This window comes from Reyranella sp., assembly GCF_004297265.1.
Lineage (GTDB): Bacteria > Pseudomonadota > Alphaproteobacteria > Reyranellales > Reyranellaceae > Reyranella.
This window is the reverse complement of the sequence record NZ_SCUT01000025.1, coordinates 1-17,663: the sequence shown is the minus strand read 5'-3', so window position 1 is coordinate 17,663 and position 17,663 is coordinate 1. Positions and strand designations below refer to the sequence as shown.

Genomic DNA, 17,663 nt, shown 5'->3' with positions numbered 1-17,663 from the left:
TTTGTAATTTACTATTGTCGCGTGCCCATATGTGCGTGTTCGATTTAGGATCGAACACCCCCCGCGACAGGGAACCAAATTGACGGGATCGGGCACGGGGGATCGTCGATGCGCTTCGAGCGTCGGTATACGCAAGCTGGAAAATCACCATTCACGGGAGTGGGCTTTCGGGCTGCCGACTCGGAAATCCGTAATCCCGACGGCTCGATCGTTTTCCAGTTGAAGAACATCGACGTGCCGGCCGAGTGGTCCCAGGTCGCGTCCGACGTTCTCGCCCAGAAGTATTTCCGTCGCGCCGGTGTTCCTGCGCGCATGATCCGCGTCGCCGAAGCCGACCTGCCCGAATGGCTGTGGCGGTCGATTCCCGACGAGGCCGCTCTCGCCGTGCTGCCGGAAGCCGATCGCTTCGGCAGCGAGACCAGCGCACGCCAGGTTTTCCATCGCATGGCCGGCGCCTGGACCTATTGGGGCTGGAAAGGCGGTTACTTCGACAGCGAGGAGGACGCCCGCTCGTTCTACGACGAGCAGTGCTACATGCTCGCGGCGCAGATTTGTGCGCCGAACTCGCCGCAATGGTTCAACACCGGACTGCACTGGGCGTACGGGATCGACGGGCCGGGCCAGGGCCACTGGTTCGTGGATCATCTCGATGGCGAGGCGCATCTCTCTGCCTCCGCCTATGAGCGGCCGCAGCCACATGCCTGCTTCATCCAGAGTGTCTCCGACGATCTGGTGAACGAAGGCGGCATCATGGATCTGTGGATCCGCGAGGCTCGTCTCTTCAAGTATGGCTCGGGTACCGGTTCCAACTTCTCGCGCGTGCGGGGTGAGGGCGAGAAGCTCTCCGGCGGCGGCGCCTCATCCGGCCTGATGTCGTTCCTCAAGATCGGCGATCGCGCGGCGGGCGCCATCAAGTCCGGCGGCACGACGCGTCGCGCGGCCAAGATGGTGACGGTCGACATCGACCATCCCGACATCGAGGACTTCATCTCCTGGAAGATGCTCGAGGAGCAGAAGGTTGCGGCCCTGGTCGCCGGCTCCCGCCTTGCCAATCGTCACCTGAACGCCGTCATGCAGGCCTGCGTCGACGGCGGCGATGGCGAAGCGGCGTTCGATCCGCGGCAGAATCCGAAGCTCCGCCGTGAGGTCATCGCGGCCCGCCAGGCCGAGCTGCCCGAGAACTATATCCAGCGGGTCATCCAGTTCGCCCGGCAGGGTTACCGCCATATCGACTTCCCGATCTTCGACACGGATTGGGAGTCGGAGGCGTATGCCTCGGTAGCCGGCCAGAACGCCAACAACTCGGTGCGCGTCACCGACGCATTCCTCCGCGCGGTCGAGGATGACCGCCCGTGGGCGCTGACCGCGCGCACGACCGGCGCGGTCACCCGGACGATCGGCGCCCGCCTCCTGTGGGACCAGGTCGCCGAGGCTGCCTGGCATTCCGCCGATCCGGGCGTCCAGTTCGACACCACGATCAACGACTGGCACACCTGCCCGGAGTCGGGACGCATCAACGCCTCGAACCCGTGCTCGGAATACATGTTCCTCGACGACACGGCGTGCAACCTCGCCTCGCTGAACCTCATGCGGTTCCGGCGCGAGGACGGCTCGATCGACGTCGAGGCGCTGGAGCATGCCAGCCGCCTGTGGACCGTGGTCCTCGAAATCTCCGTGATGATGGCGCAGTACCCATCGCGCCGGATCGCCGAGCTTTCCTACCGGTACCGCACATTGGGGCTGGGCTACGCCAATCTTGGGGCCCTGCTGATGGCTTCGGGCCTGGGTTACGACAGCGCCCGGGGCCGGGCCATCGCCGGCGCCGTCACGGCGATCATGACCGGTACCGCCTACGCCACCTCGGCCGAGATGGCGGGCCTGATGGGCGCGTTCCCCGGCTTCGCGGCCAACCGCGAGTCCATGCTGCGGGTCATCCGCAACCATCGCCGGGCCGCCCACGGTGCGAAGGGTGCCTATGAGAGCCTGTCGATCGCGCCACAGGCTCTCGACGCAGCCAATTGCACGGACAGCCGGCTCGTCGCCGCAGCCCGCCGGGCCTGGGATCGCGCGCTGGAACTGGGCGAGCGGCACGGCTATCGCAACGCCCAGGTTTCCGTCATCGCCCCCACCGGCACGATCGGGCTGGTGATGGATTGCGACACCACCGGCATCGAACCCGATTTCTCGCTGGTGAAGTTCAAGAAGCTGGCCGGCGGCGGCTACTTCAAGATCATCAACCAGACCGTTCCCCTCGCGCTGCGCACCCTGGGCTACGACGAAGAGGCGATATCGCGGATCGTCGGCCATGCCGTGGGCCACGGCTCGCTCGCTACAGCACCGGCCATCAACCATGAGAGCCTGTCGGCGCGCGGCTTCGACGCCGCCACACTGAAGCGGATCGACAAGGCGATCACCACGGCCTTCGACATTCGCTTCGCCTTCTCGCGCTACACGCTGGGCGATGCCTTCTGCCGCGAGGCGCTCGGCCTCGACGACGAGACGCTGGCCGATCCGAAGCTCGACATCCTCTCGCAGCTCGGTTTCTCGCGAAGCGATGTTGAGGCGGCGAACATCCACGCCTGCGGCACGATGAGCGTCGAAGGCGCACGCGATCTCAGGAGCGAACATCTTTCCGTGTTCGATTGTGCGAATCCCTGTGGACGAGATGGCACACGCTTCTTGTCTGCGGAGAGTCACATACGCATGATGGCTGCAGCACAACCCTTCGTATCGGGCGCCATCTCCAAGACCATCAACATGCCAAACGCGGCGACGGTCGAGGATTGCCGCAAGGCCTATGAGACCTCCTGGAAGCTCGGATTGAAAGCGAACGCCCTCTATCGTGACGGTTCCAAGCTGTCGCAGCCGCTTTCCGCGATGGCGCTGGGCGACGACGTCGCCGCCAACGACGATCTTGCCGACCTGTCGCCGGCCGCGCGTGCGCCGATCATTGCCGAGCGGATCGTGGAGCGCATCGTCGAGCGCGAAGTCCGGGCAGGCCGCGAACGGATGCCGCAGCGCCGCAAGGGCTATACGCAGAAGGCGATCGTCGGCGGCCACAAGGTTTATCTCCGGACCGGCGAATACGAGGACGGTCGCGTCGGTGAGATCTTCGTCGACATGCACAAGGAAGGCGCGGCGTTCCGCAGCCTCATGAACAACTTCGCCATCGCGATCTCGATCGGATTGCAGTACGGCGTGCCGCTCGAGGAATTCGTCGAGGCCTACACCTTCACGCGCTTCGAGCCGTCGGGCCTGGTCGAGGGCAACGACGCCATCAAGATGTCGACGTCGGTGCTCGACTACATCTTCCGTGAACTCGCGATCTCCTATCTGGGGCGCAACGACCTCAGCCACGTCGAGCAGGCGGACCTTCGTCCCGACGGAGTCGGCCGCGGCGAAACCCAGGGCGAGCTGCCGCCGCCCGGCACGAGTGCCGCGGAAGCGGCGGCCGCCGCGGTGAGCCGGATCGCCAGCGTCGGCTATGTGCGCAGCAACCTTTACGTATTGAATGGCAGGACTGCCGGCAATGCCGCGATCGCCGACGAGGCGATTGCCGGTGCCGCCCTGCCCAACGGACTGACGGACGGACCAGCCGTCGCTTCGGCGCCCATCGCCAAGGCGGCCGTCGTCAGCGTCGCGCTCGGAGAAGCCTCCTCCTCCCCCCTGGGACTGGCCCTCGAGGCCAGGCTCAAGGGCTTTGAAGGGGATGCGTGTCCGGAATGCGGCAACTTCACCATGGTTCGCAACGGGACGTGCCTCAAGTGCACGACCTGCGGTGGGACCACCGGCTGCAGTTGAGCATGCGTGGCGTAGCGTACCGGCGTACCCCGGGGGCCTCGCGGTTGGGGACCCTATAGCTAACCATAGGAGACAGTTATGGCTGCTAAGAAGAAAGTTGCGAAGAAGAAGGCTGTTAAGAAGAAGAAGCAGTAACTAGGAAAGGGCGGAGGTCAAAGGCGACTTTGACCCCTCTAACAACGCCTTTCGGCTTCCGTGTGGGTGCCTCTTTCGGGGCCCCACCGGAAGCCCCCTAAATAGAAGACGAGCCTGAAGCCGATCCGACGCTTTCGTTTTCGGAAGTGGAAAGGCGAAACTAGACAAAGCGTCCGGCGACTTCGGTCTGCCGGACTTTTTTCTTTCTGGCTTGAACCCGGTCGGCTTTCGCATTACATGCCGAAACATGGATACTGACCGGTCAGTCAACAGAAACTCAGCCGCGTCGCCACGTGTGCGACGACCGGAAGATCGCGCGGCAGAGATTGCCCGCGCCGCCCTCGAACTCTTCGTCACCCGCGGATTCGCCGCGACCAAGCTCGAGGACGTCGCCAGGCAGGCCTCGGTGAGCAAAGGCCTCCCCTATCTCTACTTCAAGAACAAGGAAGAGCTCTTCAAAGCCGTCATCGCGGAAGCCATCGCCGGTCCGCTGGCGCAGGCCAATGACGTGATCGACCGCTTCGAGGGAACGAGCGAGGAGTTGCTTCGCGCCCTGGTGGCGGGCTTCCGCGCCTTCGAAGAAACGCCGGCCGGTGGGGTCGTGAAGCTGATCCTGGCCGAGGCCGGCAACTTCCCCGACGTCGCCAAATTCTACTGTACGCATTTCGACGTGCGCGGCCGCGATCTCTTTATCCGCACCTTGCGCCGTGGCGTGGAAAGCGGCGAATTCCGCCCCCTGCCCGACCTCGAAACGACGGCCATCGTCATCCTGCAGCCGCTCGCCATGTTCTCCGTCTGGAAGCGCTCCCTGGCTCCGTTCGATCCCAGCGAGGTCGACGGCGACCGCTTCTACACCGCCTATCTCGATTTCGTTCTCAAAGGGCTACGGCCATGAAGACCAGCGTCAAGATCATCCTCGCCATCGTCGGCGCCGCCGTCGTTCTGGGTGGCGGCGCCTTTGCCTGGAAGAACGGCAAGGGGACGACGCCGGCCGGGAATGGTCCGGTCGCCGCCAAAGTTGCCGACCGTCCCCTGGAACTGATCCCGGCGGAACTCCATACGATCAAGCCGCGCGGTCTCGTCGACGTGGTCCGCTTCACCGGCACCACCCAGCCGATCGACCAGACCATCGTGAAGAGCCGTGTTTCCGGCCGCCTCGCCGAGGTGCTGGTCCGCGAAGGCGACCGGGTCACCGAAGGCCAGGTGCTGGCACGCTTCGAGACGACCGAGTTGCAGGCCAAGTTGAACGAGCGGCAGTCAGCCCTCGAGGCCGCGCGGGCCGACGCGCGCTGGACCGCGCGTGACCGGTCCGACAAGGAGACGCTGGCCAACCGCAACATCGTCTCGCAGTCGGCGGCCGACCAGGCGCGCGCGACAGCCGAGAATCGCGCCTCCATGGTTGCCGTTGCCGAGGCCCAGCTCGATGTCGCACGCAAGAACCTCGCCGATGCCGAGGTCCGGGCGCCCTTCGACGGTGTCGTGGGCGAGCGCATCGCCAATCAGGGCGAGTCGCTGCCGATCGACGGCAAGATCCTGGCCCTTCTCGATACCAGCCACGTCGAGATCGCGGCTCAGATGCCCGCCGCCGACGTCATCCGCATGAAGGTCGGCCAGACCGCCCAGGTCAATCTCGAAGGCTTCGGCGATCGCGTTTTCGACGGCAGGATCACGCGTATCAGCCCTACCACGCAGCCGGGCTCGCGCTCGATCCCCGTCTATGTCGAGATCGTCGACCGCCATGAGGCGCTGCGCGGCGGCCTGTTCGGCACCGGCACCGTCACCGTACATGAGAAAGGTCACGCCCTGGCGGTGCCGGCCTCGGCGATGCGCAAGGACGAGCTGGGCGATTACGTGCTGGTCGTCGAGAACGGCACACTCGTACGCAAGCCGGTGGGCGCCGTCCGCACTTGGTCGCGCGGCGAGCTGGTCGAGGTGAAGGGCCTGGAATCGGGCATGACTGTGGTTTCCGCCCCGCTGCCCGGCCTGCAGGCCGGACAGAAGGTCAAGCTCGTCGAAACCCGCTAGGAGACGCGGCCGTGAAACTCACCCAGATCGCGGTCGACAATCCGGTCTTCGCCACCATGATGATGGTGGCGTTGCTGGTGATGGGCCTGTTCTCCTATCGCCAGCTCGGTATCGACCAGTTCCCCAACGTCGACTTCCCCATCGTCGTGGTCACGACCGACTATCCCGGCGCCTCGCCGGAAACCGTCGAGAGCGAGATCAGCCGCAAGATCGAGGAATCGGTCAACGCCATCGCCGGCCTGAAAACGCTCACTTCGCGCTCGCTCGAGGGCAAGTCGATCGTCATCGCCGAGTTCGAACTGTCGGTTCCCTCCGCCGTCGCCATGCAGGACGTCCGCGAGAAGGTCCAGATGGTCCGGGCGTCCTTCCGGCCGGAGATCAAGGAGCCGCTGATCCAGCGGTTCAATCCCGACGACCAGCCGATCGTGTCGATCGCCGTGCGCTCCGACGTCCGGTCGGTGCGCGACCTCACGACGCTTGCCGACCAGATCATCATCAAGCGCCTGCAGACCGTTCGGGACGTCGGTCGCGCCACTATCGCCGGCGGGCTGAAGCGGCAGATCAACATCGAGCTGGATCCCGGCCGCATGCACGCCCTGCGCGTCGGCGTGAACGACATCATGCGGGCCATCAAGGACGAGAATCAGAACTTTCCCGCGGGCAATGTCCAGCGCGGCAACGACGACCGCGTGATCGAGGTCACCGGGCGTGTTGTCGAGCCCGGCGACTTCGCCGACCTGATCGTGGCCCGCCGCGGCCAGGCGCCGGTCTATCTCCGCCAGGTCGCCAACGTCGTCGACGGCCAGCAGGAACTGGAGAACGTCGCCACCCTGAACGGCGAGCGCGCGCTTGCCATCGACGTCGTGAAGACACAGGGTTCCAATACGATCGAGGTGGCCCGAGGCGTCCGTCGTGCGGTGGCCGAGCTGCAGTCCTCCCTGCCCCCGGACGTTAAGCTGGAAATCGTGCGGGACAGTTCGCGCGGCATCCAGAACTCGGTCGACAACGTCCAGCAGACCATGGTCGAGGGCGGTCTTCTGACGATCGCCATCGTCTTCCTGTTCCTCCATTCCTGGCGCAGCACCGTCATCACCGGCCTCGCGCTGCCGATCTCGGTGTTCGGCGCCTTCATGGTGATGGCGGCCTTCGGCTTCACCCTGAACGTGCTGACCCTAATGGCGCTCAGCTTGGCCATCGGCATCCTGATCGACGATGCGATCGTGGTGCGCGAGAACATCATGCGCCACATCGGCTTCGGCAAGACCCACCGCCAGGCCGCCATCGACGGCACCAACGAGATCGGCCTGGCCGTGCTCGCCACCACCTTCTGCATCGTGGCGGTGTTCCTGCCCGTCGCCTTCATGGGCGGCATCATCGGTCGCTTCTTCTTCCAGTTCGGCGTCATGGTCTCGGCCGCCGTACTGATCTCCCTGTTCGTGTCCTTCACCCTCGATCCGATGCTGTCGTCGGTCTGGTACGACCCGCAGGCCCATGGCAACGGCCGCTTCGCCCGGATCGTCAACGCAACCCAGGAAAAGGCCAACGGCGTCTATCGCGTCGTGCTGGGCTGGGCGCTGCGCTGGCCCAAGCTCACCCTGCTGATCGCACTGGCGACCTTCGTCGGCAGCTTCGCCTTGCCGAAATACATCGGCTTCGAGTTCGTGCCGCAGGCCGATCTCGGGGAACAGGTCGTGAGCATCGAAACGCCTGTCGGTTCCTCCCTGGAGTATACCGAGGCCAAGCTGCGGCAGGTCGACGCCGCGCTGCGCGAGTTTCCCGAGATCGATTACACCTACGGCACGGTCAACACCGGCTATGCCAACGGCAAGAACCAGGCGAGCCTCTATCTCAAGCTGAAGCCACTGAAGGAGCGCAAGCGCTCGCCCGAGCAGCTCGCCCAGCCGATCCGCGAACGGCTGGCCGGCATCCCGGGCATCCTGGTCTCGATCAACATCCCCGGCGGGCCGGGCGGCGGCGTCCAGAAGCAGCTCCAGCTCTCGCTGCAGGGGCCCGACACCAACGTGCTCGACACGATCTCGCAGGACGTGATGAAGCGGGCCGCCGGCATCCGCGGCCTGGTCGATCTCGATCGCAACCTCAAGGCCGCCAAGCCGATCCTGTCCGTCCGCCTGCGCCGCGATGCCGCCTCCGACCTCGGCCTCGGCACCGCCGCGGTCGCCCAGTCGCTGCGTCCCCTCTTCGCAGGCGACGAGACCAGCCTGTGGCGGGCGCCCGACGGCGAGAACTACATGGTAATGGTCCGCCTGCCGACCGACGACCGCACCGGCATCGCCGACCTGCACCGCGTCTGGTTCACCGCGGGGACCGAGCCCAACGGCCTGCCGCGCATGGTCCATATCGCGCAGATCGCCGACGTCGTGACCGATGTCGGCGCCTCGCAGATCAACCGCCGCGACCTCAATCGAGAGGTCCAGATCACCGCCAACGTCTATGGCCGCTCGGCCGGCGAGGTGTCGAGCGACCTGCAGCAGGTCCTCACCGAGATCAAGCTGCCCCCCGGCTACCGTTTCGTGTTCGGCGGCTCGACCAAGGACATGGCCGAGAGCGCCGCCTATGCCGGCCAGGCGCTGCTGATGGCGGTCATCCTCATCTACCTGATCCTGGCCTCGCAGTTCGGCAGCTTCCTGCAGCCCATCGCCATCATGATGTCGCTGCCGATGTCGCTGATCGGCGTGTTTCTCGGCCTGCTGGTCGCCGGCACGACGCTCAACATCTTCTCGGCCATCGGCTTCATCATGCTGATGGGCCTCGTCACCAAGAACGCCATCCTGCTGGTCGACTTCTTCAACCAGGCGCGGGAGCGCGGAACGCCGGTCCACGAGGCCCTTCTCGAGGCCGGCTCGATCCGGTTGCGCCCCATCCTGATGACCACGCTCGCCATGGTGTTCGGCATGCTGCCGCTGGCGCTGGGCCTCGGCGAAGGCGCCACCCAACGCGCGCCGATGGCCCATGCCGTGATCGGCGGCCTGATCAGCTCGACCCTCCTCACCCTGGTCGTGGTGCCGGTGGTGCTGGTCTACATCGACCGGGTCGGCCTGTGGGCAACCCGGCGCTTCAGCCGCTCGGCCGACGAGGTGGCCCGCGGACACAAGCCTGCCGAGTGAAACGGCGGCACCGATTGGCCATCGTGCTGGCACGATTCGCGCTATGCTGGGGATATGCCGGATGATGCCCCGACGGTCGGTCTGCGCGTCGTCGATTCGCTCACCGCGGTCGACGCCACCCAGTGGGATTCCTGCGCGCTCGCGCCGGGCTCGGCGGGGAACCCGTTTCTCAGCTACGGTTTCCTGAAGGCGCTGGAAGACTCGAAGTCGGTCGGACGGCGCACCGGCTGGCAGCCGCAGTATCTGCTGGCGGAGTCCGACGATGGAATGCTGCAGGGTGCTGCGCCACTCTACGTGAAGAGCCATTCCCAGGGCGAGTATGTGTTCGACCACGGCTGGGCGCAGGCCCTGGAGCGCGCCGGCGGCCGCTACTATCCCAAGCTTCAGGTCGCGGTGCCCTTCACGCCGGTGCCGGGTCCGCGCCTCTTCGCCCGCCCCGGTCCGCTGGCCGACGCCGTCCGCGATGCCCTGATCGACATGCTGGCCAAGATCGCCGACGACAACAACATCAGCTCGGTCCATGCCACCTTCTGCACCGAGGACGACTGGAAGCGCTTCGGCACCCGGGGTTGGCTGCTGCGACTGGGGCAGCAGTATCATTGGAGAAACGACGGCTATCGTACCTTCGACGATTTCCTGGCGGCGCTTTCGTCTCGCAAGCGCAAGGCGATCCGCAAGGAGCGCGAGTCCGTGAAACGTGAAGGTATGGCCATCCGGACGCTGAGCGGCGACGACATCGGGCCCGAGCACTGGGACGCCTTCTTCGCCTTCTACATGGATACCGGCGGCCGCAAGTGGGGCACGCCCTACCTGACGCGTTCCTTCTTCGACATCCTGGGCGCGACCATGGCCGACAAGGTCGTGCTGGTGATGGCCGAAGCAGACGGACGGCCCGTCGGCGGCGCGCTCAACCTCAAGGGCGACGACACGCTCTACGGTCGCTACTGGGGCTGCCTCGAAAGCCACGCCTTCCTGCATTTCGAGGCCTGCTACTACCAGGCCATCGACTACGCGATCGCCCATGGGCTGGCGCGAGTGGAGGCCGGCGCGCAGGGCGACCACAAGATCCAGCGCGGCTACCTGCCGGTACCGACCTACTCCGCCCACTGGATCTCCGATCCGAATTTCCGCCGCGCCGTCGACGACTATCTCAAGCGCGAGCGGCCCGCCGTTCAGCAGGAGATCGAAGGGCTGATGCAGTATTCCCCGTTCCGGAAAGAGAACGAGGCCTGACGGCCTACTTGGCCATCAGCACCCCGAAGAAGAAGACCACGAAGAAGGCAAGCTGCTCGGTGAGCCCGAGTGGCGCCTGCCAGCCGGTCTTGTCGATGATGAACAGGACCACCCAGAACACCGCGGTGGCGAGCACCGCGGCGCGAAAGGCGATCCAGAGTGGCTTGAAGGCGCTCACTAGCTGGCGAGCACCGGTTCCTGGCTGGCCGGCGGCAGCGCGCCACGCTCAGGCGGCAGGAAGGTGAAGACGAGCTTGCCGGCCTCGCCCGGCACATCGACGTCGACGCGCACCGTGCCGCCGTCGGAGAGCTTGCCGAACAGCACCTCCTCGGCCAGCGGCTTCTTCACGTATTCCTGGATCACACGGGCAAGGGGCCGGGCGCCGAACAGCTTGTCGTAGCCCTTCTCCGCCAGCCAGCGGCGCGCACCGTCGGTCAGCTCGATGAAGACCTTGCGGTCGGCGAGCTGGACCTCGAGTTCGGCCACGAACTTGTCCACCACCTTGCCCATCGATTCCGGGCCGAGGTTGGCGAACTTGATGATGGCATCGAGCCGGTTGCGGAACTCCGGGGCGAACATGCGGTTGATCGCCTCGTTGTCCTCGTCGTGCCGCTGCTCGCGGCCGAAGCCCAGCGCGGGCTTGGCGATGTCGGCCGCGCCGGCATTGGTCGTCATGCACAGGATGACGTTGCGGAAATCGACCGTCCGGCCGTTGTGGTCGGTGAGCTTGCCGTAGTCCATCACCTGCAGCAGGACGTTGAACACGTCCGGATGCGCCTTCTCGATCTCGTCGAACAGGACGACGCAATGCGGATGCTGGTTCACCTTGTCGGTGAGCAAGCCGCCCTGGTCGAAGCCGACATAGCCCGGCGGGGCGCCGATCAGCCGCGAGACGCTGTGGCGTTCCATGTATTCCGACATATCGAAGCGGATGACTTCGAGACCCAGCAGGCGCGCAAGCTGACGCGTCACCTCGGTCTTGCCGACGCCGGTGGGCCCGGCCAGCAGGTAGCTGCCGATCGGCTTCTCCGGCGAACGCAGGCCGGCGCGGGCGAGCTTGATCGATGCGGCGAGCTGGTCGATCGCATGATCCTGGCCGAACACGACGGTCTTCAGGTCGCGGTCGATGGTGCGCAGCAGCTCGGTGTCGTCCTTGGAGACCGACTTCGGCGGGATGCGCGCGATCTTGGCGACGATATCCTCGATGTCGGCCACCTCGATCGTGGTCTTGCGCTTGTCGGGCGCCCGCAGCATCTGGGCCGCGCCGACCTCGTCGATCACGTCGATCGCCTTGTCCGGCAGCTTGCGGTCGTGGATGTAGCGCGCCGACAGTTCGACCGCCGCCTTGATGGCATCGTCGGTGAAGCTCACGTGATGGTGTTTCTCGTAGACCGGCTTCAGCCCCATCATGATCTCGACGGCGTCGCCGATCGTGGGCTCCGGCACGTCGATCTTCTGGAAGCGGCGGACCAGCGCGCGATCCTTCTCGAAGTAGTTGCGGTACTCCTTGTACGTGGTCGAGCCGATGCAACGCAGGTCGCCCGACTGCAGCGACGGCTTCAGCAGGTTCGACGCGTCCATCGAGCCGCCCGAAGTCGCGCCGGCGCCGATGATCGTGTGGATCTCGTCGATGAAGAGAACCGAGTTGGGCTTCTTCTTGAGTTCGCCCAGGACGGCCTTGAGACGCTCCTCGAAGTCGCCGCGGTAGCGGGTACCGGCCAGCAGTGCGCCCATGTCGAGCGAATAAATGACCGCTTCCTTGAGGACTTCCGGCACCTCGCCGTCGACGATCTTGCGGGCAAGTCCCTCGGCGATGGCCGTCTTGCCGACGCCGGGCTCGCCGACATAGAGCGGATTGTTCTTGGTGCGGCGGCACAGGACCTGGATGGTGCGCTCGACCTCGTGGTCGCGGCCGATCAGCGGATCGACCCGGCCCTCGCGGGCCTTCTGGTTGAGATCGACACAGTAAGCGGCCAACGCCTCGTTGCCCTGCTTGGCCGAGCTTTCGCCGCCCGCCTCTTCCTCGGAGCCGGCCACACGCCGCGTACGGGAGCGACCGGGCACCTTGGCCTTGCCGTGACTGATGTAGTCGACGGCATCGAGGCGCGTCATGCCCTGGTTCTCAAGGAACGAGACGGCATGGCTGTCGCGCTCGGAGAAGAGCGCCACCAGCACGTTGGCGCCGGTCACCTCGTTGCGGCCCGATGACTGCACGTGCACGGCGGCACGCTGGACGACGCGCTGGAAGCCCGCGGTCGGCAACGGTTCGCTCGGGTTCTGCGTGATGATGCCCTTGAGGCGATTGTCGACGAAGGTTTCGAGGTCATGGCGCAGCCGGTCGATGTCGACGCCACAGGCCTTGAGGACGGGGACGGCATCCTCATCCTCCGTCATCGCCAGCAGCAGGTGCTCCAGCGTCGCGTATTCGTGGCGGCGCTCACCGGCAAGTCCGAAGGCGCGATGCAGGGACTTCTCGAGGTTCTTGGACAGCATGGACATCGAAACACCTCGACAGGAAAAAAGAACTACTCTCGGTCGCCGTTACTCTTTCTCCAACGTGCACTGGAGAGGGTGCTGGTTCTTGCGGGCGTAATCCACCGTTTGCGTCACCTTGGTCTCGGCGATCTCGTAGGTATAGACCCCGCAGATCCCCACGCCCTTCTGATGGACGTGAAGCATGACCTCGGTCGCCTCTTCGCGATTTTTCTGGAAGATGTTCTGCAGAACGTCGACCACGAACTCCATCGGCGTGTAGTCGTCGTTCAGCATCAGGACCTTGTACATCGAAGGCTTCTTCGTGCGCGTGCGCGTGAGCGTCAGTGCGCCGGTGCGACCATCGTCCCCACCTTCGCCATCGTCCCGTCGCGGCGGCTGCTGGGGCGGCTGTTGGGGAGGTTCGCCCGCCCCGCCGAGCCGCCAATCGCCTACGTTACGCACAAAGTCCATCGCTATCGTCGCGCTCCCAAACCAAGGCACCCGTGAATTATATAGGTAGCGTTACGGGTTCCGCTACCTCGGCCGGAGACCGTCCTTTCCCACGACCAGCATCCAGCGGTCGGCGCGTGCGCGGTCAATCGGAGCGTTCCAGTCGCGGCGCAGTTCCGCGGGCTCCAGCTTGCGGGGCGGATTGACCGGTATCGGCACCTTGTCCCACGAGAACAGCCTGGCCGAGAATTTCACATTCACGAAGCCGTCGGTCGGATAGTGGTAGGCTTGAAAGCCCCAGACGCCATTGCGGCACGAGGCGACGGTCCACCAGAAGTCGTTGTCCGGCAGTCGCATTCCGTCCCGCGGTGGGCCGAAGGCGCGGCTCTCCTCCAGCAACCCGAGGAGTTCACGGGTTTCGTCCACGGTCAGAATGCGCTGCCCGCCCTTCATGCTCCAGGGCGCGAAAATGTCCTTCGGGTTGGAGATGAGCATGTTGGTGATGCCGGGCGTGGCATAACCTTGTCCCTCCAGCACGCCGATGTTCATGCCGGCCGTGCCGTCGGGCTGCAGATAGATGTCGTAGGCGCGGACCTGCTCCTCCCAGAGAGCATTGTAGATGAGCCTGAGGCGGTTCCGGCCGCCCGGCGCACAAGCCTCCCGGATGTCGCTGGCCGCGACGAAGTCGAACCAGTGGAAACTACGCACGACCGGCAGTTCGACGTTGCGATCCGGCCGCTGCGCCATTGCCGGCGCCGCCGATAGGGCGGTCAGGGCGGCCAATGCCGCCAAAAAAGCCTTCATCACGCCTCCCAAAAGGGTGCCCGCATAATCCGAGCCAACTAGGGCAGCAGAGCGGCACGAGCAAAGTTGCACCGCCCTACAAACTTTAGTAAAGTTCAAGCAATCGCTCATAACCTATTGGATGAGCATAAGAATCAGATTTCGCGTGTGGCGTATTCGCAATGATTTTTCCCCTCAGGCGAATTGCGGTCGGCTTTTCTTGGGTCGCCGTCAGCATTCTTTTTCTAGGTGCGTCGCTCGCGCCGTCCCCCGTTGACGCCCAGACCCAGGCGAAGTCGGTCAAGCGCGCTGCTCCGCCTGCCAAGGCTCGCGCCAAGGCCTCCTCGCGCAACACGTCGTCTTCCTGGGTGGCCAATCCAGCGGTCTCCGGAAAGGAATCCTACCTGATCGTCGACGCGACCAGCGGCCGCGAACTGGCCTCCGATCGCGCCGATGAACTTCGTCATCCGGCATCGCTCACCAAGCTGATGACGATCTACCTCACCTTCTCGGCGCTCGATTCGGGCCGGCTGTCGCTCGGCGACGGTCTGCCGGTGTCGATCAATGCCTTGAACGCGCCGCCCACCAAGATGGGCATGACCCCGGGCGGCACCGTGAACGTGCGCGATGCCACGATGGCGCTGGTGACGCGCTCGGCGAATGACGCGGCCGTGTTGCTCGCCGAGGGTCTTGCCGGCAGCGAGGAGGCCTTCGCGCGCCTGATGACGCAGAAAGCTCGCCAGCTCGGCATGAGTTCGACGGTGTTCCGGAACGCGTCGGGCCTGCCGAACAGCGAGCAGGTCACCACGGCCCGCGACCTGGCGAAGCTCGCCAACGCGCTGCTGCGCGACTACCCGCATTACTACGCGATCTTCTCGGTGCAGAGCTACGCCTATCGCGGACGCACTCTCGAGAACCACAACCGCATGCTCGGCAACTACGATGGCGCCGACGGGTTGAAGACCGGCTATACCAACGCCTCGGGCTTCAACCTCGTGATGTCGGCGATGCGCGACAACCGCCGCCTGATCGGCGTCGTCATGGGAGGCACCAGCGCCGCCCAGCGCGACCGCACGATGGCTGCCCTGATGGATCGTGGCTTCACGCTTGCGGCGGCCATGCAGCTCTCGCCTTGGACGTCGGTGCGCAAGCCCCCGTCGGCGCGTTACACCGCGGCCCAGTTCGATCCCGGCGCCAGCTTCGCCGAAGCCTATCGTCCGCCCGCCGCAGCGCAGCCGCAGCAGGGACAACAGCAGCAGGTCAGTCCGAAGTACGCGGGCTTCGTGGCTCCCGCGCCTGCCAAGCCCGCGACCACGGCGGCTTTTGCGGCCGCTCCTCCAGCCGCGCCGCCCGTTGCTTCGGACACGCCCGCTCTCGGAAGCTGGGTGATTCAGGTCGGCTCGTTCAGTGAGCCGCAGGCCGCCCAGGCAGCCCTCGAGCGCGCAACCGCGGCACTACCGGACGCGCGCTCGGCCTCGGCGATCGTCGACGAGGTCCAGATGGCGAACCGCGTCTTCCATCGCGCGCGACTGATCAACCTGTCGCAGGAACAGGCCGTCGAAGGCTGCAAGCGCCTCGAAAAGCGGAAAGTCTATTGCTCGGCGCTCCAGGTCACGTCCTGGAATACGCCGGGTGCACGCTGAGGGCCCGCCTGAGCCGGTCCACGAACGATCGCTTGTGACGACGCTGCCAGACCGTCAGGTCCCATAATTCCCGGCTGGGCTTCAACCGGGACTGGATGGGTTCGAAAACCGACACCTCGACCATCCGTCCCTGCACCTTCACCCTGAGCGGCACGACCCGATAGCCCGGTCCCTCGTAGGCAGCGAGGTGCGCAACGTCACGGGCACTGAGACCGCCCACGATCGCGCCCGGCACCTCGCCGCACGGATCCGCGATGACGATGGGATAGGTCGCGCCCTGCACCCGCCGCCGCGCATGTCCCGGCAGGCTTGCTTCCGTATAGGCCCGGGGCGGCAGCCGCCGCCCCAGTACCAGTGCCGTCACGTCGCGATCGAGCAGCGTGCCATAGAAGAAGAACCGCATCAGTGATGGCCGGACGAGGCGTCGTCCGGAAGCTCCACGCCGCACGCCGCCAGGGCGGCCTTGAGGTCTGTCATCAGCCGTTCCAACCCCGCATCGTCGGCCGCTTCGCAGCGCGCCACCAGCACGGGCTGGGTGTTCGACGCGCGCAGGAGCCACCAGCCATCCTTGGTACTGACTCTCACGCCGTCGATATCGGAGAAGGTGGCGCCGTCCTTCTGCAGCTTCGCCTTGACCTTCTCGACGACGCCGAACTTCTGGTCGTCCGGGCAATCGAAGCGCAGCTCCGGCGTGTTGACCGGCTGGGGTAGCCCGTCGCGCATCTCCGCCAGGCTCTCCTTCGCGTTCGCCACGATGTTGAGCAGGCGCAGGCCGCAGTACAGCGCGTCGTCGAAGCCGTAGAAGGTGTCGGCGAAGAACACATGGCCGCTCATCTCGCCCGCGAGCGGCGCACCGATCTCGGCCATCTTGCTCTTGATCAGCGAATGGCCGGTCTTGAACATCATCGGCTGGCCGCCGGCCTTTGCGATCTCGTCGAACAGGACCTGGCTCGCCTTCACATCGGCGATGATGGTGGCGCCGGGATTGGTCTTCAGCACGTCGCGCGCCCACAGGACCAGGAGCTGGTCGCCCCACAGGATGCGGCCCTTGCCGTCGACCGCGCCGATCCGGTCGCCGTCGCCGTCGAAGGCGATGCCGAGGTCGCAGCCCCTCTTCTCCACCTCGGCGATCAGCTGCTCGAGGTTCTTCGGGACCGTCGGGTCGGGATGGTGCGCCGGGAAGGTGCCGTCGACCTTCTCGTTCAGCACGAAATGCTCGCCTTCGAGCTTGTCGACGATCGCACGGATCGAGACGCCGACCGCGCCGTTGCCGGTGTCCCAGGCGACCTTGAGCTTCTTGCCCGGCTTCACGTCGCGCAACAGGCGCGCGGCGTAGTCGGCAAGGATCGAGCGCTTCTCGACCTTGCCCTGGCCTGTCTCCCAGTCGCCCTTGCCGGCCATCGCCCCCAGCGTCTGGATGTCGGCGCCGAAAAACGACTTCTTGCCCATCATCATCTTGAAGCCGTTGTAGTCCGGCGGATTGTGCGATCCGGTGATCTGGATGCCGCCGTCGGCTTCGAGGTGATAGACCGCGAAATAGAGCATCGGCGTCGCGGCGAGGCCGATGTCGACCACGTCGATTCCCGCCGCGGTCAGTCCCTCGATGCAGGCGGCCGCGAGTTCAGGAGAACTCAGCCGGCCATCGTAACCCAGCGCCACCCGCTTGCCGCCCTTGCGCCGCACGAGCGTGCCCAAGGTTCGCCCGATCGCCCGCGCATCCGCGGCATGGACGGTCCCGCCCACGATGCCGCGGATGTCGTACTCACGCAGGATGCTCGGATCGAACTTGTGCGCCGTCTGGCTCATGCAATGAACTCCGGAAGAATTTGTCGTCGGGAATGATCAGGAACGCGGACCGGGCCGGCCAATGCCTTCGTAGGCAAAGCCGAGGGATCGCATTTCGTCGGGATCGAAGATGTTGCGCAGGTCGACGATGCGGGGCTGCCGCATCGCCTCCTTCAGCCGGCGCGGGTCGAGGCCGCGGAACTCGTGC

13 protein-coding genes are annotated in these 17,663 nt (G+C 65.5%); 6 read left to right on the top strand and 7 right to left on the bottom strand.

The features are described 5' to 3' along the window. Positions 1–108: 108 nt before the first annotated feature. The 5 genes from EPO41_RS10660 (at position 109) to EPO41_RS10640 (ending at position 10,319) form a co-directional block, all read left to right on the top strand. Complete coding sequence (locus EPO41_RS10660; protein WP_296324484.1) at positions 109–3,801, top strand: vitamin B12-dependent ribonucleotide reductase; 3,693 nt, start codon at positions 109–111, stop codon at positions 3,799–3,801. Between the two features lie 430 nt (positions 3,802–4,231). Continuing rightward, positions 4,232–4,831 carry a TetR/AcrR family transcriptional regulator gene (locus EPO41_RS10655; RefSeq protein ID WP_296324480.1) on the top strand — a complete coding sequence of 200 codons (600 nt, stop codon included), beginning with the start codon at positions 4,232–4,234 and terminating at the stop codon, positions 4,829–4,831. Then, positions 4,828–5,961, top strand: coding sequence for an efflux RND transporter periplasmic adaptor subunit (locus EPO41_RS10650; protein ID WP_296324476.1), 1,134 nt, complete (start codon positions 4,828–4,830; stop codon positions 5,959–5,961). Before EPO41_RS10655 ends, EPO41_RS10650 begins: the two co-directional genes overlap by 4 nt. Before the next feature lie 11 nt (positions 5,962–5,972). Further along, positions 5,973–9,086: an efflux RND transporter permease subunit gene (locus EPO41_RS10645; RefSeq protein ID WP_296324473.1), complete on the top strand. Its 3,114-nt coding sequence runs from the start codon at positions 5,973–5,975 to the stop codon at positions 9,084–9,086. Between the two features lie 54 nt (positions 9,087–9,140). Beyond that, the gene (locus tag EPO41_RS10640) at positions 9,141–10,319 is read left to right on the top strand and encodes a GNAT family N-acetyltransferase (protein WP_296324470.1); all 1,179 of its coding nucleotides are present in this window, start codon (positions 9,141–9,143) and stop codon (positions 10,317–10,319) included. Between the two features lie 4 nt (positions 10,320–10,323). On the opposite strand, the gene EPO41_RS10635 is transcribed toward EPO41_RS10640, so the two are convergent. The 5 genes from EPO41_RS10635 to EPO41_RS10615 all read right to left on the bottom strand — a co-directional run bounded on the left by EPO41_RS10635 (position 10,324) and on the right by EPO41_RS10615 (position 14,403). Next, positions 10,324–10,497 (bottom strand): hypothetical protein, encoded by a 174-nt coding sequence (locus EPO41_RS10635; protein ID WP_296324467.1) that lies wholly within the window; start codon positions 10,495–10,497, stop codon positions 10,324–10,326. Further along, positions 10,497–12,818 carry an ATP-dependent Clp protease ATP-binding subunit ClpA gene (clpA, locus tag EPO41_RS10630; protein ID WP_296324464.1) on the bottom strand — a complete coding sequence of 774 codons (2,322 nt, stop codon included), beginning with the start codon at positions 12,816–12,818 and terminating at the stop codon, positions 10,497–10,499. Before clpA ends, EPO41_RS10635 begins: the two co-directional genes overlap by 1 nt. A gap of 42 nt (positions 12,819–12,860) precedes the next feature. Next, a complete protein-coding gene (gene clpS / locus EPO41_RS10625) occupies positions 12,861–13,265 on the bottom strand; it encodes an ATP-dependent Clp protease adapter ClpS (RefSeq protein WP_296324462.1) in 405 nt (134 codons plus the stop codon). A gap of 63 nt (positions 13,266–13,328) precedes the next feature. Next, on the bottom strand, positions 13,329–14,048 hold the full coding sequence (locus tag EPO41_RS10620; protein WP_296324459.1) for a hypothetical protein: 720 nt from the start codon (positions 14,046–14,048) through the stop codon (positions 13,329–13,331). Between the two features lie 85 nt (positions 14,049–14,133). Beyond that, positions 14,134–14,403 carry a hypothetical protein gene (locus EPO41_RS10615; RefSeq protein WP_296324456.1) on the bottom strand — a complete coding sequence of 90 codons (270 nt, stop codon included), beginning with the start codon at positions 14,401–14,403 and terminating at the stop codon, positions 14,134–14,136. Here EPO41_RS10615 and EPO41_RS10610 point away from each other — a divergent pair. Next, entirely contained in the window at positions 14,396–15,670 is a 1,275-nt protein-coding gene (locus tag EPO41_RS10610; protein WP_296324453.1) for a D-alanyl-D-alanine carboxypeptidase family protein, read from the top strand. The genes EPO41_RS10615 and EPO41_RS10610 overlap by 8 nt on opposite strands. Here the strand turns inward: EPO41_RS10610 and EPO41_RS10605 are convergent. Both EPO41_RS10605 and pgmG read right to left on the bottom strand, forming a co-directional pair. Continuing rightward, complete coding sequence (locus EPO41_RS10605; RefSeq protein WP_296324450.1) at positions 15,639–16,073, bottom strand: gamma-glutamylcyclotransferase family protein; 435 nt, start codon at positions 16,071–16,073, stop codon at positions 15,639–15,641. The genes EPO41_RS10610 and EPO41_RS10605 overlap by 32 nt on opposite strands. Then, complete coding sequence (gene pgmG, locus EPO41_RS10600) at positions 16,073–17,476, bottom strand: phosphoglucomutase/phosphomannomutase PgmG (RefSeq protein WP_296324446.1); 1,404 nt, start codon at positions 17,474–17,476, stop codon at positions 16,073–16,075. Before pgmG ends, EPO41_RS10605 begins: the two co-directional genes overlap by 1 nt. Positions 17,477–17,663: the final 187 nt, after the last annotated feature.

Coding starts and splice junctions, on each gene's coding strand:
- EPO41_RS10660 (WP_296324484.1), top strand. CDS start 109: ATGCGCTTCGAGCGTCGGTATACGCAAGCTGGAAAATCACCATTCACG.
- EPO41_RS10650 (WP_296324476.1), top strand. CDS start 4,828: ATGAAGACCAGCGTCAAGATCATCCTCGCCATCGTCGGCGCCGCCGTC.
- EPO41_RS10640 (WP_296324470.1), top strand. CDS start 9,141: ATGCCGGATGATGCCCCGACGGTCGGTCTGCGCGTCGTCGATTCGCTC.
- clpA (WP_296324464.1), bottom strand. CDS start 12,818: ATGTCCATGCTGTCCAAGAACCTCGAGAAGTCCCTGCATCGCGCCTTC.
- clpS (WP_296324462.1), bottom strand. CDS start 13,265: ATGGACTTTGTGCGTAACGTAGGCGATTGGCGGCTCGGCGGGGCGGGC.
- EPO41_RS10620 (WP_296324459.1), bottom strand. CDS start 14,048: ATGAAGGCTTTTTTGGCGGCATTGGCCGCCCTGACCGCCCTATCGGCG.
- EPO41_RS10605 (WP_296324450.1), bottom strand. CDS start 16,073: ATGCGGTTCTTCTTCTATGGCACGCTGCTCGATCGCGACGTGACGGCA.
- pgmG (WP_296324446.1), bottom strand. CDS start 17,476: ATGAGCCAGACGGCGCACAAGTTCGATCCGAGCATCCTGCGTGAGTAC.